This window comes from Type-F symbiont of Plautia stali (assembly GCF_059731105.1).
Genome location: NZ_AP035909.1, coordinates 1,504,388 through 1,530,820, shown reverse-complemented (window position 1 = coordinate 1,530,820; position 26,433 = coordinate 1,504,388). Strand labels below are relative to the sequence as shown.

Sequence of the window (26,433 nt, the reverse complement as noted above, 5' to 3'; positions counted from 1 at the left end):
CCGCAGACCGGCTCACTCCGGTCTGCGTTAACATCCTGTTTAATACATTTCGCGTATACTTTCTGCAGGTTGACTCAAACAGAGTGTAAGGACTTTCTATGCGTGTTCTGGTTGTTGAAGACAATGCCCTGCTGCGCCATCATCTCGCCGTCCAGTTACGTGACATGGGCCATCAGGTCGATGCCGCCGAAGACGCCAAAGAAGCCGACTATTTTCTTCGGGAACATCTGCCCGATATCGCGCTGGTGGACCTCGGCCTGCCGGATGAAGATGGCATGTCGCTGATCCGTCGCTGGCGCGGCGACGCCGTGCGCCAGCCCATTCTGGTGCTGACAGCCCGTGAAGGGTGGCAGGCCAAAGTCGAAGCGCTGGAAGCCGGTGCCGACGACTACGTGACCAAACCGTTTCATATCGAAGAGGTGGCCGCCCGGCTGCAGGCGCTGATGCGTCGCAACAGTGGTCACGCCTCGCAGATTATCGATATGGCCCCCTTTCAGGTCGATCTCTCCCGCCGGGAACTCACCGTCAATGAACAGCCGGTGAAGCTCACCGCCTTTGAGTACACCATCGTCGAGACGCTGATTCGTAACGCGGGCAAGGTGGTCAGCAAAGATTCGCTGATGCTCCAGCTCTACCCGGATGCGGAACTGCGTGAAAGCCACACCATCGACGTACTGATGGGCCGCCTGCGCAAAAAGATTTTAGCGCTGCACCCCACTGACGTGATCGCCACCGTGCGTGGCCAGGGTTACCGCTTTGATCTCTGACCATGTCCTGGTTTAATCGTTATCGCCCGATTTCGCTGCGTGCCCGCTTTCTGCTGGCCTCCGCAGCGATTGTTCTGTTTCTCTCCCTCTCTTACGGCATGGTCGCAGTCATAGGCTATGTGGTGAGCTTTGATAAAAACACCTATCGCGTTATGCGTGGTGAGAGCAACCTCTTCTTTACGCTGGCGCAATGGCATGACAACAAGCTCACCATCGCCCAGCCGGAGCGGATGACGCTCAACTTCCCGACGCTGGTGTTTATCTACGACGAGCGCGGCAAGCTGCTGTGGCAGCAGCGCGACGTTCCGGATATCCGCAAAAAGATCCGCCATGAATGGCTGCTGAAGCCCGATTTTTACGAGATTGACACCAGCAACCGCACCAGCATGCTGGCGATGGGGAACAACCTGAATGCGCAGCGACGCCTCAACGACTGGGATAACGACAGCAACGATACCTTTACCCACTCGGTGGCTGTCAACCGTTACGATGCCACCACCAATCTGCCTGCGCTCACCATCGTGGTGGTCGACTCGATCCCGCAGGAGCTTCAGCACTCGGACGTGGTCTGGTCGTGGTTCAGCTACGTGCTGGCCGCCAACCTGATCCTGATTGTTCCGTTGCTGTGGCTGGCCGCGCACTGGAGTCTGCGGCCAATCGGTGCGCTGACTCAGCAGGTGCGCGAACTGGAGACCAGTCAGCGCGAAAACCTGGACGACAATCCCCCACAGGAGCTGCGCAGCCTGGTGCGCAATCTCAATCTGCTGCTGACCAATGAGCGGCAGCGTTATACCCGCTATCGCACCACCCTCTCTGACCTGACCCACAGCCTGAAAACGCCGCTGGCCGTATTGCAGAGTACGCTGCGCTCGCTGCGCAACGGCAAAGAGCTGACGGTGGAAGAGGCAGAACCGGTGATGCTGGAGCAGATCAGTCGTATCTCGCAGCAGGTCGGATATTACCTGCACCGCGCCAGTATGCAGGCCGATCACAATCCGCTGCAGCGCGATCTGCATTCGGTCTCTGGCCTGCTCGACAGCCTCTGTTCGGCCCTGAATAAAGTCTATCAGCGTAAGGGCGTGGCGATTACCCTGGATATCTCCCCGGAGCTGACCTTTGTGGGTGACCAGAATGACTTTATGGAAGTGCTGGGTAACGTGCTCGATAACGCCTGCAAATATTGCCTGGAATTTATCGAAGTAAGCGCGTTTCAGAGCGACAAGGCGCTGCATCTCTATATCGATGACGATGGCCCGGGCATCCCTGAAAGCAAGCGCGACCTGGTGTTTGTTCGCGGACAGCGGGCCGATACGCTGCGTCCCGGCCAGGGATTAGGTCTGGCCGTGGTGCGCGACATTCTTGAGCAGTATGAAGGTAACGTCATCGCCTCCGGCAGTGCACTCGGCGGAACCCGCATGGAAGTGATCTTTCAGCGGCAGGAAGTCGAACATCGCCGCGAGTAGAAAAGCCGCCGGGCTGTTATACTTGCTGGCATTTACAGCCCTAAGCGGAACTCTTTTATGGACTATCAGCTCGATCTTAACTGGCCCGATTTTATTCAGCGCTACTGGCAGAAACGCCCGGTGGTGCTGAAGCGTGGCTTTAAAGACTTTGTCGATCCGATTTCACCGGATGAACTGGCCGGACTGGCGATGGAAAACGAGGTGGACAGCCGCCTTGTCAGCCATCAGGATGGCAAATGGCAGGTCAGCCACGGCCCGTTTGAGAGCTACGATCACCTGGGCGAGAACAACTGGTCGCTGCTGGTACAGGCGGTCAATCACTGGCACGAACCCTCTGCTGCGCTGATGCGCCCTTTCCGTTTCCTGCCTGACTGGCGTATTGATGACCTGATGGTGTCGTTTGCTGTGCCTGGCGGCGGCGTCGGCCCCCATTTTGATCAGTACGATGTCTTTATTATTCAGGGAACCGGTCGCCGTCGCTGGCGCGTCGGTGAAAAAGTGCCGATGAAGCAGCACTGCCCGCATCCCGATCTGCTGCAGGTTGAGCCGTTCGACGCCATCATTGACGAAGAGCTGGAGCCGGGCGATATCCTCTACATTCCACCAGGATTCCCGCACGAAGGCTATTCGCTGGAGAACGCCCTGAACTACTCTGTCGGTTTCCGAGCCCCCAGTGGCCGGGAGCTCATCAGCGGCTTTGCGGATTATGCTCTGGCAAATGAGCTGGGCAGCCTGCGCTTCAGCGACCCGGATGTCCCGGCGCGCGAATGCCCGTCGCAGATCCTGCCACAGGAGATTGAAGGCGTGCGTCAGCTGATGCTGGATGTCGTTAACCAGCCGGAGCATTTCGCGCACTGGTTTGGCGAATTTATTTCGCAGTCGCGCCATGAGCTTGATGTGGCGCCGCCGGAGCCGCCTTATCAGCCTGATGAAATTTATGATGCGCTGCAGCAGGGCGATGCCCTGAGCCGCCTGGGCGGCCTGCGTGTATTAACGGTTGGCGATGCGGTGTATGTCAACGGTGAGCGGGTCGAATGTCCACGCCCTGAGGTGATGGCGGTGCTGGCGCATCACTCCCGCATCACGCTGGATGATCTGGGCGATGCGCTGGATGATCCGGCAGTGCTGGCGCAGATCGCCGGTCTGGTGAATGCCGGGTACTGGTATTTTGGTGACGAATAACCGGTAGTCCGCTTCCGGAATCAGGCTCTCTGCCCCTCAGGTCAGAGAGCCTTCTCTCATTATCCCTTCTTCTGCGCCGCCAGTTCTGACAGACGCACAATCACTTCCACCGTTTTCGCCATGATGTTCAGCGAGGCGAACTCGTGCTTGCCGTGATAGTTGTAGCCCCCGGTAAAGATGTTCGGACAGGGCAGCCCTTTCCACGACAGCGACGACCCATCAGTGCCGCCACGAATCGGTTTCACCACCGGTTCAATACCGCAGTCACGCATCGCCTGCAGGGCCAGGTCAATGATATGCGGGAACGGCTCGACCTTTTCACGCATGTTGCGATAGCTGTTGGTGATCTCAACGGTGACGGAGCAGTCAGGATGCAGGGTTTTGTTAATCTCCGCAGCGATCTGCAGCAGCGTCTGTTTCCGCTGTTCAAAACTTTCCGTCTCAAAGTCACGGATAATATAGAGCATCTCGGCGTGCTCGACACTGCCCTTGATCTGATGCAGATGGTAGAAGCCCTCGTAGCCGTCGGTAAACTGCGGTTTCTCACGGGCCGGTACCGCCGCGTGGAACTGATTTGCCAGCTCCAGCGCATTCACCATCACCCCTTTGGCGGAGCCAGGGTGGACGTTGTTGCCGACGATGCGGACCGTGGCCGAGGCGGCATTGAAGTTCTCATATTCGAATTCACCCAGATCGCTGCCATCAATGGTGTAGGCCCAGTCGGCGGCGAAGCCTTCCACATCAAAGTGAGAGGTGCCGCGTCCGATCTCTTCGTCAGGCGTAAAGGCCACGCGGATCGCCCCGTGCGGCGTATCACTCGCCGCCAGCTGCGCCATCGCCGTCATGATCTCTGCAATGCCCGCTTTGTCATCCGCACCGAGCAGGGTTTTGCCGTCGGTGGTAATCAGCGTATGACCGATTAATTTGTGCAGCACCGGGAACATGACCGGCGACAGGATCTCATTGCCACTTCCCAGCGCGATGTCACCGCCGCGATAGTTTTCAATGATCTGGGGATTCACATGCTTCGCCGTGAAATCAGGCGACGTATCCATGTGGGAGATGAAACCGATGACCGGGGTGGGCCAGTCGACATTGGCAGGCAGCGTACCCATAACACAGCAGTGATCGCTTAAGGTGACATCGACAAATCCCAGCGCCAGCAGCTCTTCCTGCAGCTGCCGTGCCAGCGTCCACTGCCCTTCGCTGCTGGGCACCTGGCGCGCCTGCGGCTTAGCCTGAGTTTCAACGGCCACATAACTTAAAAAGCGCTCAAGTAACTGTTCCATATCCCATCCTTTAAAAGTGCTGTGCGGTATTATTCACCGATCGGCCAGTCACAACGTTGCGTAAAATCATCAGCAGACAGGTTAGCGCTGTCGCTGACCTTCAGCAAAGTAATAAGCCCGAAAAAAACGCCTGATGACGAGATTGTTGCATCGGGGCAGACGTCATCGATAACAACAGGGGCGGCCATCGCCGCCCCTGTTTATTTATAAAGACCGCGCAGTAGCTTATGCACGAACTCCGGCACCACTTCACTCGCCAGGCCGTAATGCCGCTCGGCAAACTCGTTGCCCACCTGGCTCGGCTCCAGGTTCAGCTCAACGGTATGCGCGCCCTGCAGTCTGGCCTCGTGAACAAAGCCCGCCGCCGGATAGACGTGGCCCGAGGTGCCGATGGCGATAAAATAGTCGGCCTGTTCCAGCGCCTGATAAATCTGCTCCATGCCCAGCGGCATCTCACCAAACCAGACCACGTGCGGTCGGAGTGCGGAGGGAAACTGGCAGCAGGTGCAGCGATCGTCCGGGGTGATATCCCCGCTCCACTCAATTACCTGGCCGCTGGTCACACAGCGCACTTTTAACAGCTCGCCGTGCATATGCAGCACCCGGCTGTTTCCGGCGCGCTCATGCAGGTTGTCGATGTTCTGCGTGACCAGCAGAAGATTATCGCCTAACACCTGCTCCAGCTCCGCCAGCGCCAGATGGGCCGCGTTGGGCTGAATCTCTGGCTGCTGCAACTGCTGACGGCGCGCATTGTAGAAGCGCTGCACCAGCGCGGGATCGCGCTGAAAGCCTTCCGGTGTCGCCACATCTTCTACGTGATGCTCTTCCCACAGACCGTCCGCTGCGCGAAATGTACGAATGCCGGACTCGGCGGAAATACCTGCGCCGGTCAGGATCACCACATGCGGCAGAGGGTGGGCGGCCAGTTCGGCCTGACGATCGCGCTCAAATATGCGCTGACGAAAGCGCTGATGCACTTTTCGCCGGGTTTTCTTCAGGCGGGCAAGTCGTATGCGTCGACGTGGTGTTCGCATAAAATCTCCTGGCGTAGCAGCTGCGGCGAGCTGCTCTGAACAGATTCCGGGTAAACATCACCCGATAGTAACGGTTGCCGGGGGCAGAACCCCATAGCAAAGGTCTTAAACAAAAGCGGCGCGATAATCACTCGCGCCGCATTGTGCTACTGACCGCTTAAAACCCGAGCCGGGTCAATGCGGCTGGCGCGTCTGGCGGGATACCAGCTCGCCAGCAGACTCAACAGAATCGCAGTAATCAGTACTGAGAACACATCAATCCAGTGCAGTTCCGACGGCAGAAAGTCGATAAAGTAAATATCGCCCGCCAGCAGATGATGACCGGTGATCGACTCCAGTCCGCGCACCAGTTTCGTCAGGTTCAGCGCCACCAGCACGCCCGCGACCACGCCGCTGACGCTGCCCAGCAGACCTGCCAGCAGCCCGTACCAGATAAAGATGGCACGGATCAGCCGGTCTTTGGCACCCAGGGTACGCAGGACCGCAATGTCGCTGCTCTTATCTTTCACCGCCATCACCAGCGTGGAGACGATGTTGAAGCAGGCGACACCAATCACCAGTACCATCGCCAGATACATAATGGCGCGAATCATCTGAATGTCGCGGTACATGTAGCCGTAAGTGCCGATCCAGCTCTTAATGTAGACGTAAGAACGGGTCGCCTCACCGGCCTCGCGCACCAGCTTAACGGCCTGGAACGGGTCGGTCATCTTCAGGGCGATGCCGGAGACGCTCTCCCCCATCTCCAGATAGTGCTGGGCATCAGCCAGCGGCACCAGCGCCAGGCTGTGATCGAGCATACCGCTGAGTTGCAGGATGCCGCTCACCTGCAGCCGGATGCGTTTTGGCTGCAGCAGTTTATTATCACCATCGTTATTCGGGATCATGATGGTGATCCAGTCGCCCTGCTTCACATTCAGCGATTTGGCAATGCCGCCGCCGAGGATGATCTGCTGTTTACCGGCGGCAAAGGAGGACCAGGCGTTGTCTGCCACAAACTGCGGCAGCGCGCTCAGGCGCGGCTCCTGAGCCGGATCGACGCCCTTGACCTGCAGCGCTTCCAGCCGGGCTCCGCTCTCAATCAGGCCGGTGAAGTTAACGTAGGGGGCGGCGGCCGCAATGCCGGGCACCTTTTCAATCGGGGCGATCATCGATTGCCAGTGCTGAAACGGCTGATTCACCGCCTCGATCTCACCGTGCGGCACCACCGCCAGAATGCGGTTATTCAGCTCACGCTCAAAGCCGTTCATGGCGCTCAGACCGATAATCAGCACCGCCACGCCCAGGGCGATACCGATGGTGGAGATCACCGAAATCAGCGACACCATGCCGCCCCGGCGGCGTCCGCGGCTGAAGCGCAGGCCCAGTAACAGGGATAACGATGAACCCATTACACCGCTCCTGCCAGGGTGAGGCGATCGCTTAACTGCCCGTCACGCATCTCCATCTGACGCGTCATGCGTTTTGCCAGCATCAGATCGTGGGTCACCACCAGAAAGGCGGTGCCCTGACGGACGTTCAGTTCGCCCAGCAGTTCAAAAATGGCGTCGGCGTTGCGCGCATCGAGGTTGCCGGTGGGCTCATCCGCCATCACCAGCCGGGGACGGTTGACCAGCGCACGGGCAATCGCCACACGCTGACGCTCGCCGCCGGAAAGCTCAGACGGCCGGTGCGCGGCACGATGGTCCAGCCCGACCGCGGCCAGCATTTCACGGGCGCGATCCTGCGCTTCCGCTTTGGCGGTTTTGCCAATCAGCAGCGGCATCGCCACATTCTCCAGCGCGCTGAAGTCCGGCAGCAGATGGTGGAACTGATAGATAAAGCCCAGCTCGCGGTTGCGCAGTTCGGCTTTGGCCGGGGAGGACATCGCATTGAGTGACTGGCCGTCGAAGACCACATCGCCAGAGGTTGGCGCATCCAGGCCGCCGAGCAGATGCAGCAGCGTACTCTTACCGGAACCGGAGCTGCCGACAATCGCCATCAGTTCACCCGGCTGGAGGCTGAAAGCCACGTTGCGCAGCACATCGGTCTGCACGCTGCCTTCCTGATAGCGTTTGCACAGGTCGCGACACTGCAACAAAGGAGAGTTACTCATAACGTAAAGCCTCAGCGGGTTGAACGGCGGCAGCGCGCCATGAAGGATAAAGCGTAGACAGCAGCGCCACGATCATCGCGCTGAGGGCGATGGTCACCACCTGCCACGGATTAATATCGACCGGCAATGCTGCGCCATCCAGGAACAGGCCAATGACCGGCATTAAGGTGTTGAGCTGGCTGGCGAGCAGCACGCCCAGCAGGGTGCCGAGCAGCGTGCCGATAATACCGGCGCTGGCTCCCTGAACCATAAACACCGCCACAATCTGCCGGCGCGTCAGGCCCTGGGTTTGCAGGATCGCCACTTCGCCCTGCTTCTCCATGATCAGCAGGCCCAGCGACGTAATGATGTTAAAGGCGGCGACGGCGATGATCAGGCTCAGCAGCAGGCCCATCATGTTCTTCTCCATACGCACCGCCTGGAAGAGATCGCCTTTGCGCTCGCGCCAGTCTTTCCAGACCAGGCCCGCCGGCAGCGTCTGCTGGCTCAGGCTGTCAACCTCAAGCGGTTTGTCGAGCCAGAGTCGCCAGCCGGTGATATTCCCGGCCGGATAGCGCATGACACGCGACGCATCCTGAAGATTGACCAGGATCTGATAACCATCGACTTCGCTGTTGGCAGCATAGGTACCCGCCACGGTAAACAGGCGCTGGCTTGGCACGCGGCCCATCGGCGTAAACTGGCTGACCGACGGCACCATCAGACGCAGCTGGTCGCCGCGTTTAACGCCCAGCTGAGAGGCCAGCTGTTCCCCGAGGATGACATTGTACTGCCCGGCCTGCAGGACGCGCTGATCGGTGTTGACCAGAAACGGCGTCAGCGGATCTTTTTCATCCGGCGCGATACCGAGCATCACCCCGACCGAGACGCTGTGCGGGCTTTGCAACACCACATTCGCCGTGGTCAGCGGTGCAATACGGCTGACCCCGTTGAGGTTGAGGGAACGGGCGGGTTGCTGTTGCGGATTAATGCTGCCTTTGTCGCTGGTGATCAGCGCCTGAGGCATCAGGCCAAGAATATTGCTTTCGAGTTCACGCTCAAATCCGTTCATGACCGATAACACGGTCACCATCGCCAGCACGCCGAGCGTAATGCCAATCGTTGAGAGCCAGGAGACAAAGCGACCGAAGCGATCCGATGCTCGTCCGCGCATGTAACGCAGACCGATAAATAGCGCGACAGGTTGATACATGGAATCCAGTAAGCCGTTGCCTGAAAATAGGTAGTGGGATGATAAAGGAGAGGCTGGCTTTATGAAACCTCTAACCCTCTGAGTCGGCAGCAAAGTTGCATCAGAATGCGTCACATTCCCTGCCAAAGCCGGGGAATAGAGCATAAAGCCGCCGCTTATTGGCTGATTATCCGCCACCGCAGGGGGTAGACTACAATCAGTAACAGGATAAGAAGCGAGGTTATCGCCCGGCCACAGAGGTAGCGACCATGTTCAGATTTCCCAAAGGCAGCATCGTGAAACACCAATCCGGGGAGATCCGGGGCGAGATTATCAACGTCTTTGAGCAGGGAGCGGCATCGGCTGGCTACTACGTAAAGTGGGACGACGGCAACCTCAGTTTTCATCCTGAGCAGGAGTTATCCTGGGCGAATATCGACCGCCCACGCATGCATTACACACAGCAATCCATAAAATAAATGCCCGTTTAACCCCGTCGCTGCATGGCGACGGTGGTTTTTTCCGATCCCCCCGCCCGACTCCGTCTATTCTCTTTTTAGCCGCTGCGTTACCGCTGACACCCGGTAAGCACTGCCCGATTCGGGTTCAGCGCGGCGCGGCAGGAAAATTGTGCCGCAAAGGTGATCCCCCTGACATAATATGGAATGATTACGTCCTGGAAAAATGGAGCAACCCCGAGATCCCATGCCCGAACAGACTCGTTATACCCTGCCCGTTAAATCCGGCGATCACCGGCAGCTTGGTCAGCTTATCGGCGCTGCGCACGCGGTAGAGTGTGCCAGCATTACCGAGCGACATGCCGGTCCGGTGTTGATGATTACGCCCGATACCCAAACCGCCCTGCGTCTGCTGGATGAAATCCGCCAGTTTACCGATCTGCCAGTGGCCCATCTCGCTGACTGGGAAACGCTGCCCTACGACAGCTTTTCACCGCATCAGGATATTATCTCCTCCCGCCTGTCGACCCTTTACCAGCTGCCGGTGATGCAGCGCGGGTTGCTGATTATGCCGGTCAATACGCTGATGCAGCGCGTCTGCCCGCACAGCTTCCTGCACGGTCACGCGCTGGTGATGAAACAGGGACAAAAACTGTCGCGCGACAGGCTGCGCGACCAGCTTGAGCAGGCGGGTTACCGCCATGTCGACCAGGTGATGGAGCACGGTGAATACGCGACGCGCGGCGCCCTGCTCGACCTGTTCCCGATGGGCAGCGATCAGCCCTACCGCATCGATTTCTTCGATGATGAGATTGACAGCCTGCGTCTGTTCGACGTTGACAGTCAGCGTACGCTGGAAGCGGTGCCGGAAATCAATCTGCTGCCCGCGCATGAATTTCCCAGCGACAAGGCAGCCATCGAGCTGTTCCGCAGCCGCTGGCGCGAGATCTTCGACGTGCGCCGCGAGTCGGAGCACATCTATCAGCAGGTCAGCAAAGGCACGCTCCCGGCGGGCATCGAATACTGGCAGCCGCTGTTTTTTGAGCAGCCTCTGCCCAGCCTGTTCAGCTATCTGCCTGACAACACCCTGATTGTGAACTGCGGCGATCTGGAAGGCAGTGCCACCCGCTTCTGGCAGGATGCGGAGGCGCGTTACGAGAATCGTCGCGTCGATCCGATGCGTCCGCTGCTGGAGCCAGCCACCCTGTGGCTGCGTCCGGACGGTCTGATGGGCGAGCTGAAAGCCTGGCCGCGCATCTCCATGACCAATGAGGTGCTGCCGGCAAAAGCCGCCAACACCAATCTCGGTTATACCCCGCTGCCGGATGTGGCCGTTCAGGCCCAGGCAAAAGCGCCCCTTGACCCGCTGCGTCAGTTTATCGACACCTTCAGTGGTGCCGTGGTCTTCTCGGTTGAAAGTGAGGGCCGCCGGGAAAGCCTGCAGGAGCTGCTGGCACGCATCAAACTGCGTCCTCAGCCGGTGCATCGCTTCGATGAGACCGGTGAGGATCGTTTCAGCCTGATGATCGGGGCCAGCGAACGGGGTTTTATCGACACCGTGGGGAACCGGGCGCTGATTTGCGAAAGCGATCTGCTGGGCGAACGCGTCAGCCGTCGCCGTCAGGATACCCGCCGCACCATTAACCCGGATATCCTTATCCGTAACCTGGCGGAGCTGCATCCCGGTCAGCCGGTGGTGCATCTGGAGCATGGCGTGGGCCGCTATATCGGCCTGACCACGCTGGAAGCGGGTGGCATCCAGGCGGAATACCTGATGCTCTCCTACGCGAACGACGCCAAACTTTACGTGCCGGTCTCCTCGCTGCATCTGATTAGCCGCTATGCCGGTGGGGCTGACGAAAACGCGCCGCTGCACAAACTGGGCAGCGATGCCTGGTCGCGCGCACGGCAGAAAGCCGCTGAAAAAGTGCGCGACGTGGCGGCGGAGCTGCTGGACATCTATGCGCAGCGCGCCGCCAAAACCGGTTTTGCCTTTAAGCATGACCGCGAACAGTATCAGCTGTTCTGCGAAAGCTTCCCGTTTGAGACCACCCCCGATCAGGCTCAGGCCATCAATGCGGTGCTGAGCGATATGTGTCAGCCGCTGGCGATGGACCGCCTCGTGTGTGGTGATGTGGGCTTCGGTAAAACGGAAGTGGCCATGCGCGCCGCGTTTCTGGCTATTGAGAACCACAAGCAGGTTGCCGTGCTGGTGCCGACTACCCTGCTGGCGCAGCAGCACTACGATAACTTCCGCGATCGCTTCGCCAACTGGCCGGTGCGCATTGAGATGCTGTCCCGCTTCCGCACCGCGAAAGAGCAGGCGCAGGTGCTGGAACAGGCCTGCGAAGGCAAGATCGACATCCTGATCGGCACGCATAAGCTGCTGATGAGCGATCTGAAATGGCACGATCTGGGTCTGCTGATTGTCGATGAGGAGCACCGTTTCGGGGTGCGTCACAAAGAGCGCATCAAGGCGATGCGGGCCGACGTGGATATCCTGACCCTGACCGCCACGCCTATTCCGCGTACCCTGAATATGGCGATGAGCGGCATGCGCGATCTCTCCATTATCGCCACGCCGCCTGCCCGCCGCTTAGCGGTGAAAACCTTTGTGCGCGAATATGATGATCTGGTGATCCGCGAAGCGATCCTGCGTGAGATTCTGCGTGGCGGCCAGGTCTACTACCTCTACAACGATGTCGAAAATATTGAGAAAGCGGCACAGCGACTCAGCGAACTGGTGCCGGAGGCGCGGGTAGCGATCGGCCACGGGCAGATGCGTGAGCGTGAGCTGGAACGGGTGATGAACGATTTCCACCATCAGCGTTTCAACGTGCTGGTCTGCACCACCATTATCGAAACCGGGATCGATATTCCTACCGCTAACACCATCATCATCGAGCGGGCCGACCACTTTGGCCTGGCGCAGCTGCATCAGTTGCGCGGCCGCGTCGGGCGTTCGCACCATCAGGCTTATGCCTGGCTGTTAACGCCACATCCGAAGGCGATGACCACCGATGCGCATAAGCGACTGGAGGCGATCGCCTCGCTCGAAGATCTGGGGGCCGGTTTTGCGCTGGCAACGCACGATCTGGAGATTCGCGGGGCTGGCGAACTGCTGGGTGATGAGCAGAGCGGGCAGATGGAGACGCTGGGCTTCACGCTCTATATGGAGCTACTGGAGAACGCCGTCGATGCGCTGAAAGCGGGGCGTGAACCTTCACTGGAGGATCTCACCAGCAATCAGACCGAGGTAGAACTGCGGATGCCCGCGCTGCTGCCGGAGACCTTTATACCGGATGTCAGCACCCGTCTGTCGCTCTATAAGCGCATCGCCAGCGCGGAAGCGGAAGAGGAGCTGCAGGAGCTGAAAGTGGAGATGATCGACCGCTTTGGCCTGCTGCCCGATCCGGCGCGCAATCTGCTGGATGTCGCCATCATCCGGCTGAAGGCCCGCGCGGTGGGGCTGCGCAAGATTGAAGCCAGCGATAAAGGCGGCTATTTCGATTTTGCGCCGCAGAACAAGGTGGATCCGGCCTGGCTGATCAGCCTGCTGCAGAAAGAGCCTCAGCAGTGGAAGCTGGATGGCCCGACACGGCTCCGGTTTACGCGTGAGCTGACGGAAAGAAAGATTCGTATGGATTGGGTGCAGAGCTTCGTTTCACAACTGGCTGAGCATCAGGCGTAACCGGTTCTTCCGCGCCTCGCCCGTTTTCCGGTGAAGCGCGGCGCGCAGAACGCCACGAAAAAAGGCGCATCCTGAGATGCGCCTTTTTTATTACGTCGTGCTGTGTGGCCGCGAGTGCGGCAAAGCTTTGCCCAATTACGCCTGGTCACCGTTAAGGATCAGCTGACCATTGCGGTCCAGTGGAATACGGGTGCCGGGATCATTTTCCATACGGATTTTGCCCTGCTGGTCGCCTATTTTATAGGTCACGTCATATCCCAGTTGTTTCTCTTGTTTGTCGTAAACTGTTTTGCAGCGCTGCTCGGTTGTGGTGTAGGTATCCCGATCCTGCAGTCCGCCCTGGACCTGATTACCGGCATAACCGCCCGCTAACGCACCTGCGACGGTTGCCACGTCCCTGCCGCGTCCGCCACCAAACTGGTGACCTAACACGCCCCCGGCTACTGCACCCAACACCGAGCCAGCAATACGGTTCTCATCCTGAACCGCCCGGCGATGCGTCAGCGTGACGTTTCGGCACTCCTGACGTGGCTGTCTGATGCTCTCTTTGATTGGCGTTGCAGCCAGTACCTGAGCGTATTGAGGACCGCGATCAAACACGTTCATGCCTGCTACGGCGGCAACACCCAGTGCTGCTGCCACACCAATACCGATACCCGCTAACATTGATTTATTCACAGGAAGTCCTCCTGAAAAGTGTTACCGCGCATTCCTGCCGTAAAGCATCCTCGTTAACTGAGGCATAACCGACGTGCGCGACTCGCCGTGTTTGTTGGGATGAAGTTTTACAGATGGACCGAAATTGCAACATCAGATAAATGGAGGAAATCGGTCACTTTGCTTTCAGGACCAGTTTTTAGGAGAGTTCTGAGGAGAGAAAAGCAGCAGTATCCGCTTTTACAGGCTATGAATAAATTTATTTAAATCAATGGTATAAAAGAAACCACCCTGCACGCTGTCAGGCACCGGCGTTATCCGGTAATACAGGGCGCGCGTCTGACGTCTGAGCGTTGTTTATCGGGGTGAATGTGGAATAACCCCGGCCAGAGGACCGGGGTCAGAGAACCAAAGGTGGCTCAGAAACGGTAGCCGATACCGATGTTGAAACCATTGATGGCAACATCTTCACTATATTTCACGCGTGTACCTTCATAGCCAACACTTACCGAGAGGTTGCTGACAGGGTTCACGACAATACCTGCGCCCCAGGCCAGAGAAGTTTTATTTTCGCTGTATTCTTCGGACCAGCCATCGAGGTAGGTCACGTTCTCATCCACTTTGGTATGGGCAGCACCAATCAATGCATAAAGACTGACATAGTCATTGAGGCGATAGGCCGGACCTGCCATGAGTGAATAATATTTCACTTTGGTTTTGCCGTCATATCCGCTGATATCACCATAAAAATCTTCGCGCTCTGAAAAACTTTCATCGCCTTTCAGGTAGCTGATTGAGCCAATCACGCTGAGAGGCGAGTCCCACTCATAGCGATACTGAACGTTAACGCCGCGTAGATTTTTAAAGTCTTCAACTTTGCTTTGAGCATAGCCGATGGAGACGGTGTGGTTATTTGCCAGCGCAGTATTGCCGGCTAACAGCCCTGCGCAGAGCACTGCCATGAGGGTAATTTTGCTTTTCATCTGAATCATCCTTTTAATAATTTCATACCTTATTTCCCTGCGCCAGGCGCAGGACTTCATTCCCTGAATTACCCACATCGGACAGAAAGACAATACTGCCTGCCTCACCGCCTGTGTCGGACAGGAATTTATTCACATGATCCGTGCAGGACGCTTGCATGGCCGGTTGCCTGTCAGAAAAACAGGCAGGCCATTATTTAACGCGCGTCAGATTTGATCCGAGAAATTCTGGTCATGACGGCATAAAGCGTCAGGCTTTAATTTACGTTAACCGACTCATTTATTCAGGCCATTCCGTTGATTAATGGCGTTAACGAAGAGAGAAGTCTGTAACAGCACAGCCGTTATTTAATGATTTAATGTCAGAAAAAACAACCTGCCGCGTGCGCTGGAAATGCCTGAAATAACCCTCAAACAACAACGCAGGTAATGAAAATATTAATTATCATGCAACCTGATAACCTTTTATTCGACTATGCCGGAACCAGGATGCGTGTCAGGCCATTATTCACCTGTACACTTCCCTCTCTTTTTATCATCGCGGGTTGGTTTAATCAGGTCATGTAAAAAGCAAAAAAAGCCCCCTGCCATGAGGGGGCTGATAGCAAAACGGTACTCGCCTGTGGCGAATCAGTGCAGCTTAAGCCGCGGACGGATCACCCGGTTGATGCTGCCGACCAGCATCATCAGGCCGGTTTTAAAGTAGCCGTGCAGTGCGATCTGGTGCATACGATAGAGAGAGATGTAGACAAAGCGCGCAATGCGCCCTTCCACCATCATGGAACCGCGCATCAGGTTGCCCATCAGGCTGCCGACGGTACTGAAGCGGGAAAGCGACACCAGCGAGCCATGATCTTTATAGACATAGGCTTTCAGCGGTTTACCGTGACGCTGCGCCAGGATATTTTCCATCGCGCGTGAAGCCATCTGGTGCGCCGACTGAGCACGCGGCGGGACAAATCCGCCACCCGGCAGGGCGCAGGAGGCGCAGTCGCCAATCGCATAGATGTCATCATCCAGCGTGGTCTGCAGCGTCTCTTTCACCACCAGCTGATTAATACGGTTCGTTTCCAGTCCGCCAATCTCTTTCAGGAAGTCTGGTGCTTTGATGCCCGCCGCCCAGACCATCAGATCGGCTTCAATAAACTCACCGCCTTTGGTGTTAAGACCGTTGCGCTCGGCACTGGTCACCATGGTCTGTGTCAGTACCCGCACGCCCAGCTTGGTCAGCTCCTGATGGGCGGCGGCAGAGATGCGCGGTGGCAGTGCAGGCAGAATGCGCTCGCCCGCTTCAACCAGCGTCACGTTCAGCGCTTCGCGTCCCAGACCTTTAAATCCGTAGCTGTGCAGCTGTTTCACCGCGTTGTGCAGTTCGGCTGAGAGCTCAACGCCCGTTGCGCCGCCGCCAACAATGGCGATATTCACTTTCTCGACCTTACCTTCGCTGGCAGAGAACTTCAGAAACAGGTTGAGCATCTCATTATGGAAACGACGCGCCTGATGCGGGTTATCCAGGAAGATACAGTGATCTTTCACGCCAGGCGTGCCGAAGTCATTGGAGGTGCTGCCCAGCGCCATAACCAGCTGGTCATAGGCCACTTCGCGCTGTGGCACCAGCACTTCACCGTGCGCATCAAGCACTTCGGCCAGGCGGATCACTTTACGACTGCGATCGATATCGGTGAGCGATCCCAGCTGGAACTCGAAACCATGATTGCGGGCATGGGCCAGATAGCTCAGTGCATCAATGCCTTCGTCCATCGAGCCGGTCGCCACTTCATGCAGCAGCGGCTTCCACAAATGACTGTGGTTGCGATCGACCAGAATAATCTCGGCCTTCTTTTTACGGCCCAGTTTATGGCCCAGCTGCGTCGCCATTTCCAGGCCGCCTGCTCCCCCGCCGACGATAACAATTTTCTTAACAGATGTAGTCAACAAAGACCCCCTCAAATTGTGAACCAAAAGTTAACTGAAGGTTAAATTAAACCTTAATAAACATAGGGTTGGCGAAGTTAAAAATCGCAATCTGCTGGCAGAATAGCATGGCAGGAAGAGGAGGACATAAGAATATTGATATACATCAAAGAAGACGAATAAAACTCAGAGAATTACGCAATGAAAACAGGCACCCTGCGGTGCCTGCTCTGCTTAACCTGCTGTTTTAAAGGCTTTTATCCGCTGAAGGTGTGGGGATATATTTTTGAATTTGTGCCCTTCCGTCTCGTCCCAGACAATCTGATAAAAGGGATGCAGCTCACTGGCGATGCGCTGCGTATCCAGCGCCTCATCCTGACGGGAAAGAAAAGTCAGGCAGCGATCGCGGTTACGCTCGCGAAAGTCACTGACGCATTTCGTGGCGATGTCCTGATACTCCTCCGGACGGTCGATCTTCCCTTCCATGTTCTCCTGCGGAAACAGGTTAGGGTTGAAGATCGCCTGCCGGATGCCACATAAAAATCCGATGCGTTCTGACCAGTAGCCGCCCAGCCCGACACCGCAAATCAGCGGACGGTCATCGTCGGACAGGGTCAGCATTTTGTCCGTCTCTTTCAGCAGAAACTGCATGTCATGTTTAGGATGGCGGGTGCTGTAACTGATCAACCTGACGTCAGGGTCGATAAACTGCAGTTGCAGCACTTTTTCGTGATTGCCTGGACTGTTTGAATCAAAACCGTGCAGATAGATGATCATGTTAATCCTCAAGGTATCGATAGCGCCGGGCAATCCCTCCTTACCACGACGCTTTATGAGCCAGCCAGCGTTCCTGAAGTGCACTCAGTTGCCGGGCATTCTCTTTCCAGCGAGACGTTGCCTGCAGCGCATCGCGGGTCAATCTGCCCTGATGATACAGCTGCGTTACCCGCTCTGACCCGACCGGGATCAGGTTATCGAGCACACTGATAGCCCCCTGACGCTGATTACAGACCAGAATCATGTCGCAACCGGCAGAGAGAGACTGCTGTGCCCGCTCTGGATAGCTGCCCATGACCGCGGCGCCCTCCATCGAGAGATCGTCGGAGAAAATCACCCCGTTGAAGCCCAGCTGCTCGCGCAGGACGGTTTTCAGCCAGTAAGGCGAACCACTGGCAGGCAGCGGGTCCACGTCGGTGTAGATGACATGCGCGGGCATAATGGCATCCAGCGCCTGCTCGGTTATCAGCTGGCTGAAGATCGCCATGTCATGTTCACGCAGCGTTTTTTCATCGCGCGGATCGCGCGGGGTCTCTTTGTGCGAATCGGCACTGACCGCACCATGCCCCGGAAAATGTTTCCCGGTGGTTTTCATGCCCGCCTCATGCATCCCGGCGATAAAACGACGGGCGACGGCAAGCGCGATAGCCGGATCGTCATGGAAAGCGCGGTCGCCAATCGCGGCGCTGATATGACCCACATCAAGCACCGGCGCGAAGCTGATGTCGATGTCCATCGCGATCATCTCTGCCGCCATCTGCCATCCTGCCTGCTGTGCCATCTCACCGGCGCGCTCAGCGTCGTGAAGGGCGGCAAAAGATTGCATGGCGGGCAGCTGGGTGAAGCCATCGCGGAATCGCTGCACGCGCCCCCCCTCCTGATCCACCGCAACCACCAGCCGGGTGTGCGAGGCGGCGCGAATCTGGCGCACCAGCTCGGCCAGCTGAGCGGGATCGTGATAATTGCGGGCAAATAATATCAAACCGCCGACCAGCGGATGCTGCAGGATGTCGCGCTCTTCGCCATCCAGTTCATAACCCTCAACGTCGAGCATCAGTGGGCCGGGTAAATGTGATTTCATAACCTGAATCCTGTAGCGTTACGCCTCTGCGTGACGCGATTAAATCTGTTGCCAGCTCTGTCGAGCCATCTGTTGTAGTGCTTCATCGTCACACTGAGCGGCACGGAGCTGATACCAGCTGGCTATCAGTAACCGCAGCCAGGGCTGCCAGCGTCTGACCTGCTTAACCAGGGCATCAGGCGGCAGCCGCATTGCCGCAGCATAGTCGGCCAGCCAGTCGGCCTGGTTTTGCGGATCGCTGGCGCAGAGTGCGGCCAGCTCCAGCGCCACATCACCATCCGCGGCATACTCCCAGTCAATCAGATGCAGCCCTGTCTCACCCTGGATAATATTCCCGGCATGCACGTCCATGTGCAGCGGTGCCAGCCTCAGCGGCTGAGGTTCCCCCTGCTGCGTCAGCCGCCGGAGCGCCCGCAGCCAGCGATGATTGCGCTGAGGAACCTGCTGCCAGTACCGCCAGAGCAGCGGCAGCAGCGACAGGCGGTAGCCGGTCAGCGGCTGCTGGTGCAGCTGTTGCAGCAGAGTGACAATCTGCGGACGCTGCTGGCTGAAGCGCTGTTGATCCAGCGCTTCGCCAGGACACCAGCTCAGCACATTCCCCTGCCGGTGGCCTGCAACGGGCTGAGGGGCCACTCCGCTGGCGCGCAGTTTTCGTAACAGACGAAACTCGCGCTGCCGGTCTACAAAGGGAATCGGCGGCTGAGGTGCCGCCCGCGCGATAAAGAGACCACGCGGGCTGACGATTTTCTGACTGTGCCCGGTCAGCCCGGCGAGCGGAAGCGATGTCGTCCTCTCTGGCTCGCCGGTGACCTGATGAATCATCCGCGAAAATGCGGAATCAATGCTGTGCAATGCCGTTGCCAGACCAGATGATTTCCCCGGTCTGCACCAGCATCAGTTGCATCTGCAGGGTCGGCGCTTTCACATCGCCGCGTGCATTGCTGTAAAGCACATACTGCGCGTTAACATTCCGTGCCAGGCCAATCGCTTTACTGCGCGAGTTCAGGCTGTCATCCGGTGACAAACCCAGCGCCTGCTTGGCCTGTGCCAGTTGATCGGCTGAAACCAGAGTGAATTTGCCGTTGTTGTTCAGCGCATTCTGGATCGCCGCCGTGGCTTTCTCGCTTTGCAGCGATCCGTTGGTGCTGTTTTTAATCCGATCCACCAGCAGCACGCTGCCTGGCTCGGCGCTGGTCGCCTGCAGCATCTGCGCCACCAGCGGCTGAACGCTGGCGTCCCAGTTGATCGTCACCAGCTTCGGTGGCTGCGGCACCGGCTGTGGCTGCGGTTGCGGCACCGGTTCAGGTTGCGGAACGGGCTGCACCGGCTCTGAAGGCTGGGTCGGTTCAACCGTGGCGGGCTGCTGCTGCTTCACGACACAGCCGGTGAGAATGAGCGCCATCAGGAGCGCTCCGGTACGATTAATACTGCGTATCACGTCGAAAATCCTTAAAGATAGAGATAGAGACGAACCTTGCTGGCAGTCAGGTTACCCAGTTGCGATGTGGCGACAATGCTCCCCTGTGCCGGAACGGTGACGGTCTGCGCCGGTTCCTGCGGGGTGATTTCCAGCCCCTTGTCGTCATACCAGTAGTAACGATAGTGCACAATGACCGGGGTTTCGCGCTGATTATAAAGCACGCTGGTGGCGCGTTTCAGTCCATCGTTCTCATCCAGCGCCGGCTCATCGGTGATGATCCCTGCCGACAGCACAGAGGACTCCATCACCAGCGACTGCGAGGTATTGATCATCGGTTTATCACTGCTACAGGCCGTCAGGCAGAGCAGGATCGGCAGGCCAGTCAGCCAGGATCGCATAGCACGTTTCCGTTGTCAGTTCAGTTTGAAAGCATCGGGCCCAGCGGTTCGCCACCCAGCAGATGCATGTGAATATGATAAACCTCCTGACCCCCATGTTGATTGCAGTTCACAATCAGCCGATAACCATTCTGATCGATGCCTTCCTGACGGGCGATTTTTGCCGCGGTGGTGAACATGCGGCCCAGCGCATGCTCATGCGCCGCTTCCGCCTCGTTAACCGTCGGGATCAGTACATTCGGCACGATCAGGATATGGGTCGGGGCTTTGGGCGAAATGTCGCGGAAGGCAGTGACCAGCTCATCCTGATAAACCACATCAGCGGGGATTTCGCGGCGGATAATTTTACTAAAAATGGTTTCTTCAGCCATGGTGCAATTCCTTTAGCATGAGTCGTAATCAAGCAGTATGAGGGAGAAATTTGTTTTCTTTCAACCTCGGTGCCACTTTTCTTGTTTTGTTAGCCTGCCTTTGCAGCAGCGCGCTATCTTCCTGGCCAGTATGCCGTTTTGCCGGTCCTGCTGACCACCGCCTCATTATAAAAATGAAACGCTGTTTCATAAATAAGAGTTTCGCCCCCCTTTTCTTCATCTGGTTGCCATCGTGGCGCCATCCCTTGCCAAATCGCGAAGGTTTACCCCTCCGGTCAGTTCTACTTTGCTAACCAGTCCGGTTGAGATGTCCGGCGTCACCAGAGTTAACCGCCATACAACCTCAAGGAGCCTCTGCTATGCGCTCACGTAAAATTGGTCCGGGCCACTATCTGGCCTATGGTTCTGGAGATTTTCTTGGAGCCGGCACGACGGCACTGACTGCCGCCTGGTTGCTCTATTTTTACACCACCTTTTGTGGATTGACCCCGATTCAGGCCACCCTGATTTTCGCCGCCGCCCGCGTTCTGGATGCGATAGTCAGTCCGCTGATGGGGTTCATCACCGATAACTTCGGCTCTACCCGACTGGGTAAACGCTTTGGCCGCCGCAAATTCTTTATCCTGCTCGGCATTCCCGCGGTGTTCAGTTACAGCCTGATGTGGGTCAGCGACATGAGTTTCTGGTGGTATCTCTCCACTTATCTGCTGTTTGACATCGTCTACACCATGATCCTGGTGCCCTATGAAACGCTGGTCCCGGAAATGACGGACGATTTCAGAGAAAAAACGCACTTCTCCGGTGCACGCATCGGGCTGGCACAGCTGTCGGCCATACTGGCAGCGTTTTTGCCTGGCCTTTTGCTGGGCTGGCTGGGAAAAGATAACCCTCTCTCCTTTTTCTACGCCAGTCTGGTCTTCTCCGTCATCTGTGCGCTGGTGCTGACACTGGTGTGGTGTTTTACCTGGGAGCGTCATCCTGATGATTTTTCCGCGGAGTCGCGCCGGGCCGGGCTGGAAAAACAGCAACTGACGCTCCGGCAGAGCCTGAAACGGCTCTATGTGGAGCTGGCTTCTACCCTGCGCATCCGCATCTTCCGCCAGCACCTGGGCATGTATCTCGGTGGCTATATCGCTCAGGATATCTTTAACGCCGTCTTTACCTGGTATGTGGTATTTGTGCTGATGCAGAGCGCCCAGGTCGCCTCAAGCCTGATGGGCACGATGGCGGTGCTGCAGTTCATCGCGGTGATGGTGATGATCCCGCTTTGCATCCGTCTTGGTCCTGCGCCCGCCTACCGTATGGTGGCTCTCCTGTTCGCCCTGGCAGCGCTCTCCTATGCCGGATTGTGGTATGCCGGCCTGAACGACAACATATCACTGCTGCTCGCCGTCTCTGCCCTGGCTGGGCTGGGACGTGGCGGCATCAATTATGTGCCGTGGAACACCTACACCTATATCGCCGACGTGGATGAGGTGATCACCGGTCAGCGACGGGAAGGGATTTTTGCCGGCATCATGACGCTGACGCGGAAAGCATCGCAGGCGGGGGCGGTGATGCTGGTTGGCATCATTCTGCAACTTTCGGGCTTTGTCTCAGGTCAGTCGACGCAGTTACCCGGGGTCAGCCACACCATCCTGGCGATTCTGAGCATCGGCACCGTCGCCGTTCTGGCCTGCGGCTTTATGGTGTCACTGCGCTTCAGGCTGAATCTGCAGACCCATACAGTGCTGCGTCAGGAGACGCAGAAAATGCGCGAAGCGGGCCGTATCGTGCCGGAAAGTATCACCCCGGACGCGCGCAGGATCGTTGAAACGCTGGCGGGCATGCCCTATGAGAATCTGTGGGGTAACAATAATATTGGCTTCCTCAATCGCAACAAGCCCGCTCCCGGCAAACTCCCGGCCCCCTCTCTGATCTCCCCTTCTTTAAACCCGACCTTAAACAGGAATAAATCATGATGCTCTTTCCCGTTAAACAGAGTCCGCTGCTGCGCCAGCCTGAGTATCTGCTGCCACGCCGTGAACTGGTACAGCTGATTGAGAAGCTGACACAAAATCTGATTAACATCACCGATGAAACCGGCGAATTTTTGCTGCGGCTGGATGATGGCCGGGTGATTGATACCAAAGGCTGGGCAGGCTGGGAGTGGACTCACGGCATTGGTCTCTATGGGATGCTGCACTACTACCAGCAGACCGGTGATGAGCAGACACTGTCGATTATCGATACGTGGTTTTCGCAGCGGCTGGCGGAAGGCACGCCGACCAAAAATGTCAATACGGTCTGTCCTTTTCTGACTCTGGCTTATCGCTATGAGGAGACCGGTAATCCGGTCTGGAAGCCGGTACTTGAGCGCTGGGCGGAATGGGTCATGTATGAGATGCCGCGCACCGAACAGGGTGGCCTGCAGCACATTGTCTATAACAGCGAAAACAGGCAGCAACTCTGGGACGATACGCTCATGATGAGTGTGATGGCGCTGGCCAAAATCGGGCAGTTGCTGAAGCGCGACGCGTGGATTGAGGAAGCGGTTTATCAGTTCCTGCTTCATACCCAGTATCTGATGGATCGCGGGACCGGCTTGTGGTTTCACGGCTGGAACTTTGACGGTCGCCATCACTTCGCGAATGCGCGCTGGGCCCGTGGCAACAGCTGGGTGACGATAGTGATCCCCGACTTTCTGGAGATGATGGACTGGCCTGAGCATCACGCCACTCGCCGTTTTCTGCAGCAGGTGCTGGAAAGCCAGGTCAGGGCACTCAGCGCCTGTCAGCACAGCAGTGGATTATGGCACACCCTGCTCGATGACCCGCACAGTTATCCGGAAGCCTCTGCCACGGCTGGCTTTGCCTATGGGATCCTGAAAGGCGTCCGTAAGCGTTATCTGCCCGCTGAATATCGTGAGGTCGCTGAAAAAGCACTGCGCGGTGTGATTGCCAACATTGATGATGATGGCGAGCTGAAACAGGTTTCGTTTGGCACCGCGATGAGCAGCGATCTCGATGACTACCGCAACATTCCCCTGACCTCAATGCCGTACGGCCAGGCGATGGCGCTGCTCTGTCTGACCGAGTATCTGCGGGTTTACCTCTGAGTGATAATAAAAAAAAGCCCCGCAGTGCGGGGCTTTTTCATCAGCGTGTCTCGTTACATGCTGCGGATGTAATCATCCATATCGGTTTTCAGGTTATCGGACTTGGTGCCGAAAATGGCCTGCACACCTGAACCGGCCACCACCACGCCGCGGGCGCCGAGGTTTTTCAGTTCTGACTGATCCACTTTCGCCACATCGGCCACGCTGACGCGCAGACGGGTGATGCAGGCATCCAGGTTAGTGATGTTCTCTTTACCGCCAAACGCAGCAACCAGTTTGCCAGCCATCTCTGTACCGGTCGCAGAAGATTGCTCGCTGCTGCTGCTCTCTTCACGGCCAGGCGTTTTCAGGTTCAGCTTGACGATCAGTACGCGGAACAGGGTGTAGTACACCAGACCGTAGATGATACCGATAATCGGGAACAGCCAGATTTTGCTGCTGTTGCCGCTCAGCACGATAAAGTCGATCAGACCGTGCGAGAAGCTGGTGCCATCACGCATCCCCAGCAGGATACAGATTGGGAACGCCAGACCCGCCAGAATGGCATGGATCACATACAGAATGGGTGCCACGAACATGAATGAGAATTCAATCGGTTCGGTGATACCGGTCAGGAACGAGGTCAGCGCAGCAGAGATCATGATGCCGCCGACTTTGGCACGGTTTTCAGGTTTCGCGGAGTGCCAGATAGCAATCGCAGCAGCCGGCAGGCCGTACATTTTGAACAGGAAGCCGCCTGAGAGTTTACCGGCAGTCGGGTCACCCGCCATGTAGCGTGGAATATCGCCGTGGAATACCTGGCCTGCGGCGTTGGTGTACTCGCCAATCTGCATCTGGAAAGGCACGTTCCAGATGTGATGCAGACCAAACGGCACCAGAGCGCGTTCTACGACGCCATAGATACCAAAGGCCACAACCGGGTTCTGATAGGCCGCCCACTGCGAGAACTCCTGAATCGCGGCACCCACCGGTGGCCAGATGAAGGAGAGCAGCACGCCCAGCACAATCGCCGCCAGGCCGGAAATAATCGGCACAAAACGCTTACCGGCAAAGAAGCCCAGATACTCAGGCAGCTTGATGCGGTAAAAACGGTTAAACATATAGGCGGCGATGGAGCCGGCGATAATTCCGCCCAGCACCCCGGTGTCGGCGAGGTGTTTAGCCTCGATCTCTGCCGCCGGCAGATGCAGAACCAGCGGCGCCACGACCGCCATGGTTTTCACCATGATGCCATACGCGACCACAGCGGCCAGTGCGGAAACGCCGTCATTGTTGGTAAAGCCCAGCGCCACACCAATCGCAAAAATCAGCGGCATATTGGCGAACACCGAGCCGCCCGCTTCTGCCATCACATGCGAAACTACTGCAGGTAACCAGCTGAAATTAGCTGAACCGACCCCTAATAAAATCCCGGCAATCGGCAGAACCGATACCGGCAGCATCAGCGATTTACCGACCTTTTGAAGGTTGGCAAAAGCATTTTTGAACATAGCGTGAAGCTCCTGAGTATGAGTGCATATTTGCGCAGTGCGCGTGGTAAAGAGGGAGGATTCTTTACCGGGGTGGCGGTAACCGCCTTTTGATTTATTACGAAGGGTAAAATAATTACCGATTTTTTACTTTGACGGCTATCACGTTTCAACAATTACAGCGGCATGATTTGCGAAATTTCTGATTAATTCAGCGCTGCAACACGCAATAAAAAACTGACCCTGTTCAGAAAAACAGGGTCATTCGGGAAGATTGCAGATTAATTACAGAGACTGAAATAAACCGGCCGACTCAGGCACCCAGCTGGCTCATCGGGATATGAAACAGCGTGGAGAAGTTGCGGGTGGTCGCCTCCGCCAGCGTTTCGATATCAACCCCTTTCAGCACGGCCAGATAGTCGGCAACGTCGCGCGTATAGGCGGGCTGGTTCTCTTTGCCGCGATAAGGCACCGGGGCCAGATACGGCGAGTCGGTTTCGACCAGCATCCGGTCCAGCGGTACATAGCGTGCGGCCTCACGTAACTGTTCGGCATTACGGAAGGTAACGATACCGGAGAAGGAGATGTAGAAGCCCATATCCAGCAGTTTAGCTACGGTGGGCTGATCTTCTGTGAAGCAGTGCAGCACACCGCCACAGCGCTCAACCTGCTCTTCCCGCAGGATCGCCAGCGTATCGTCACGCGCATCGCGGGTGTGAACAATAATCGGTTTGTTCAGCGCAATACCGGTTCGGATATGTTCCCGGAACGAGCGCTGCTGCTGCTCCCGGGTTTCAGGCTGGTAGTGATAATCCAGCCCGGTTTCACCCAGCGCGACCACGCGGGGATCGGCAGCGAGCCGGCGAAACTCCTCAACATCGTACGCCTCTTCCTGATTCAGCGGATGTACGCCGCAGGAGAGCGCAATGTTTTTTCGCTCCCCCACCAGCTGCTTCAGGGTATGAAAACCCGGCAGCGTGGTGGCGATGGCCAGCATAAATTTCACATCACGCGCCGCCGCTTTGGCAAGCACGTCATCCAGGTCACGGTGGTTCTTTTCATAATCCAGGCCATCAAGATGGCAATGGGAATCGACAATAAACATAAAGACTCTCA

At 57.1% G+C, this 26,433-nt stretch carries 24 protein-coding genes; 7 read left to right on the top strand and 17 right to left on the bottom strand.

Going from position 1 to position 26,433, the window contains the following annotated elements; translation table 11 throughout:
- Window positions 1-98: 98 nt before the first annotated feature.
- From phoP to AC6I7A_RS07200, 3 genes are read left to right on the top strand one after another with little or no spacing between them, the layout of a single operon-like run.
- Window positions 99-767 carry a two-component system response regulator PhoP gene (gene phoP / locus AC6I7A_RS07210; protein ID WP_009090826.1) on the top strand — a complete coding sequence of 223 codons (669 nt, stop codon included), beginning with the start codon at window positions 99-101 and terminating at the stop codon, window positions 765-767.
- A gap of 2 nt (window positions 768-769) precedes the next feature.
- Window positions 770-2,230 carry a two-component system sensor histidine kinase PhoQ gene (phoQ, locus tag AC6I7A_RS07205; protein ID WP_046101611.1) on the top strand — a complete coding sequence of 487 codons (1,461 nt, stop codon included), beginning with the start codon at window positions 770-772 and terminating at the stop codon, window positions 2,228-2,230.
- A 57-nt stretch (window positions 2,231-2,287) separates the two neighbouring features.
- On the top strand, window positions 2,288-3,412 hold the full coding sequence (locus tag AC6I7A_RS07200) for a ribosomal protein uL16 3-hydroxylase (protein WP_058957488.1): 1,125 nt from the start codon (window positions 2,288-2,290) through the stop codon (window positions 3,410-3,412).
- Window positions 3,413-3,471: 59 nt separating this feature from the next.
- On the opposite strand, the gene pepT is transcribed toward AC6I7A_RS07200, so the two are convergent.
- The 6 genes from pepT to lolC form a co-directional block, all read right to left on the bottom strand.
- A complete protein-coding gene (gene pepT, locus AC6I7A_RS07195; protein WP_009090830.1) occupies window positions 3,472-4,701 on the bottom strand; it encodes a peptidase T in 1,230 nt (409 codons plus the stop codon).
- Between the two features lie 29 nt (window positions 4,702-4,730).
- The gene (locus AC6I7A_RS07190) at window positions 4,731-4,889 is read right to left on the bottom strand and encodes a hypothetical protein (RefSeq protein ID WP_195910808.1); all 159 of its coding nucleotides are present in this window, start codon (window positions 4,887-4,889) and stop codon (window positions 4,731-4,733) included.
- A gap of 12 nt (window positions 4,890-4,901) precedes the next feature.
- Window positions 4,902-5,735, bottom strand: a complete 834-nt coding sequence (cobB, locus tag AC6I7A_RS07185) for a Sir2 family NAD+-dependent deacetylase (RefSeq protein ID WP_058957489.1) — start codon at window positions 5,733-5,735, stop codon at window positions 4,902-4,904.
- A gap of 146 nt (window positions 5,736-5,881) precedes the next feature.
- A complete protein-coding gene (gene lolE / locus AC6I7A_RS07180) occupies window positions 5,882-7,126 on the bottom strand; it encodes a lipoprotein-releasing ABC transporter permease subunit LolE (RefSeq protein ID WP_009090832.1) in 1,245 nt (414 codons plus the stop codon).
- Entirely contained in the window at window positions 7,126-7,830 is a 705-nt protein-coding gene (gene lolD / locus AC6I7A_RS07175; protein WP_009090833.1) for a lipoprotein-releasing ABC transporter ATP-binding protein LolD, read from the bottom strand. The genes lolE and lolD overlap by 1 nt, the downstream gene beginning before the upstream one ends.
- Window positions 7,823-9,022, bottom strand: coding sequence for a lipoprotein-releasing ABC transporter permease subunit LolC (gene lolC, locus AC6I7A_RS07170; protein ID WP_058957490.1), 1,200 nt, complete (start codon window positions 9,020-9,022; stop codon window positions 7,823-7,825). The genes lolD and lolC overlap by 8 nt, the downstream gene beginning before the upstream one ends.
- Window positions 9,023-9,270: 248 nt before the next feature.
- Between lolC and AC6I7A_RS07165 the strand changes: the two genes are divergently transcribed.
- Window positions 9,271-9,480, top strand: coding sequence for a hypothetical protein (locus tag AC6I7A_RS07165; RefSeq protein WP_009090835.1), 210 nt, complete (start codon window positions 9,271-9,273; stop codon window positions 9,478-9,480).
- A gap of 226 nt (window positions 9,481-9,706) precedes the next feature.
- The gene (gene mfd / locus AC6I7A_RS07160) at window positions 9,707-13,150 is read left to right on the top strand and encodes a transcription-repair coupling factor (protein ID WP_058957491.1); all 3,444 of its coding nucleotides are present in this window, start codon (window positions 9,707-9,709) and stop codon (window positions 13,148-13,150) included.
- A 135-nt stretch (window positions 13,151-13,285) separates the two neighbouring features.
- Here the strand turns inward: mfd and AC6I7A_RS07155 are convergent, their stop codons facing one another.
- The 9 genes from AC6I7A_RS07155 to hinT all read right to left on the bottom strand — a co-directional run bounded on the left by AC6I7A_RS07155 (window position 13,286) and on the right by hinT (window position 20,751).
- The gene (locus tag AC6I7A_RS07155) at window positions 13,286-13,828 is read right to left on the bottom strand and encodes a glycine zipper 2TM domain-containing protein (protein WP_009090837.1); all 543 of its coding nucleotides are present in this window, start codon (window positions 13,826-13,828) and stop codon (window positions 13,286-13,288) included.
- 398 nt (window positions 13,829-14,226) lie between these two features.
- Window positions 14,227-14,790 carry an Ail/Lom family outer membrane beta-barrel protein gene (locus AC6I7A_RS07150; RefSeq protein WP_058957516.1) on the bottom strand — a complete coding sequence of 188 codons (564 nt, stop codon included), beginning with the start codon at window positions 14,788-14,790 and terminating at the stop codon, window positions 14,227-14,229.
- A 630-nt stretch (window positions 14,791-15,420) separates the two neighbouring features.
- A complete protein-coding gene (locus AC6I7A_RS07145) occupies window positions 15,421-16,725 on the bottom strand; it encodes an NAD(P)/FAD-dependent oxidoreductase (RefSeq protein WP_009090841.1) in 1,305 nt (434 codons plus the stop codon).
- A gap of 213 nt (window positions 16,726-16,938) precedes the next feature.
- Complete coding sequence (gene ycfP, locus AC6I7A_RS07140) at window positions 16,939-17,481, bottom strand: alpha/beta hydrolase YcfP (RefSeq protein ID WP_046101607.1); 543 nt, start codon at window positions 17,479-17,481, stop codon at window positions 16,939-16,941.
- 40 nt (window positions 17,482-17,521) lie between these two features.
- Entirely contained in the window at window positions 17,522-18,562 is a 1,041-nt protein-coding gene (gene nagZ, locus AC6I7A_RS07135) for a beta-N-acetylhexosaminidase (protein WP_058957492.1), read from the bottom strand.
- Between the two features lie 39 nt (window positions 18,563-18,601).
- On the bottom strand, window positions 18,602-19,384 hold the full coding sequence (gene thiK / locus AC6I7A_RS07130; protein ID WP_058957517.1) for a thiamine kinase: 783 nt from the start codon (window positions 19,382-19,384) through the stop codon (window positions 18,602-18,604).
- A gap of 16 nt (window positions 19,385-19,400) precedes the next feature.
- Window positions 19,401-20,000 (bottom strand): penicillin-binding protein activator LpoB, encoded by a 600-nt coding sequence (gene lpoB, locus AC6I7A_RS07125; RefSeq protein ID WP_009090848.1) that lies wholly within the window; start codon window positions 19,998-20,000, stop codon window positions 19,401-19,403.
- Between the two features lie 11 nt (window positions 20,001-20,011).
- Window positions 20,012-20,380, bottom strand: a complete 369-nt coding sequence (locus AC6I7A_RS07120; protein ID WP_058957493.1) for a YcfL family putative periplasmic lipoprotein — start codon at window positions 20,378-20,380, stop codon at window positions 20,012-20,014.
- A gap of 20 nt (window positions 20,381-20,400) precedes the next feature.
- On the bottom strand, window positions 20,401-20,751 hold the full coding sequence (gene hinT / locus AC6I7A_RS07115; protein ID WP_009090851.1) for a purine nucleoside phosphoramidase: 351 nt from the start codon (window positions 20,749-20,751) through the stop codon (window positions 20,401-20,403).
- 359 nt (window positions 20,752-21,110) lie between these two features.
- Between hinT and AC6I7A_RS07110 the strand changes: the two genes are divergently transcribed.
- Both AC6I7A_RS07110 and bglB read left to right on the top strand, forming a co-directional pair.
- Complete coding sequence (locus AC6I7A_RS07110; protein WP_058957494.1) at window positions 21,111-22,712, top strand: MFS transporter; 1,602 nt, start codon at window positions 21,111-21,113, stop codon at window positions 22,710-22,712.
- Window positions 22,709-23,848 (top strand): beta-galactosidase BglB, encoded by a 1,140-nt coding sequence (bglB, locus tag AC6I7A_RS07105; RefSeq protein WP_046101604.1) that lies wholly within the window; start codon window positions 22,709-22,711, stop codon window positions 23,846-23,848. The genes AC6I7A_RS07110 and bglB overlap by 4 nt, the downstream gene beginning before the upstream one ends.
- Before the next feature lie 53 nt (window positions 23,849-23,901).
- Here bglB and ptsG read toward each other — a convergent pair whose 3' ends face one another.
- Both ptsG and AC6I7A_RS07095 read right to left on the bottom strand, forming a co-directional pair.
- Complete coding sequence (gene ptsG / locus AC6I7A_RS07100; protein WP_009090856.1) at window positions 23,902-25,338, bottom strand: PTS glucose transporter subunit IIBC; 1,437 nt, start codon at window positions 25,336-25,338, stop codon at window positions 23,902-23,904.
- Between the two features lie 292 nt (window positions 25,339-25,630).
- Window positions 25,631-26,422 carry a metal-dependent hydrolase gene (locus AC6I7A_RS07095; protein ID WP_058957495.1) on the bottom strand — a complete coding sequence of 264 codons (792 nt, stop codon included), beginning with the start codon at window positions 26,420-26,422 and terminating at the stop codon, window positions 25,631-25,633.
- Window positions 26,423-26,433: the final 11 nt, after the last annotated feature.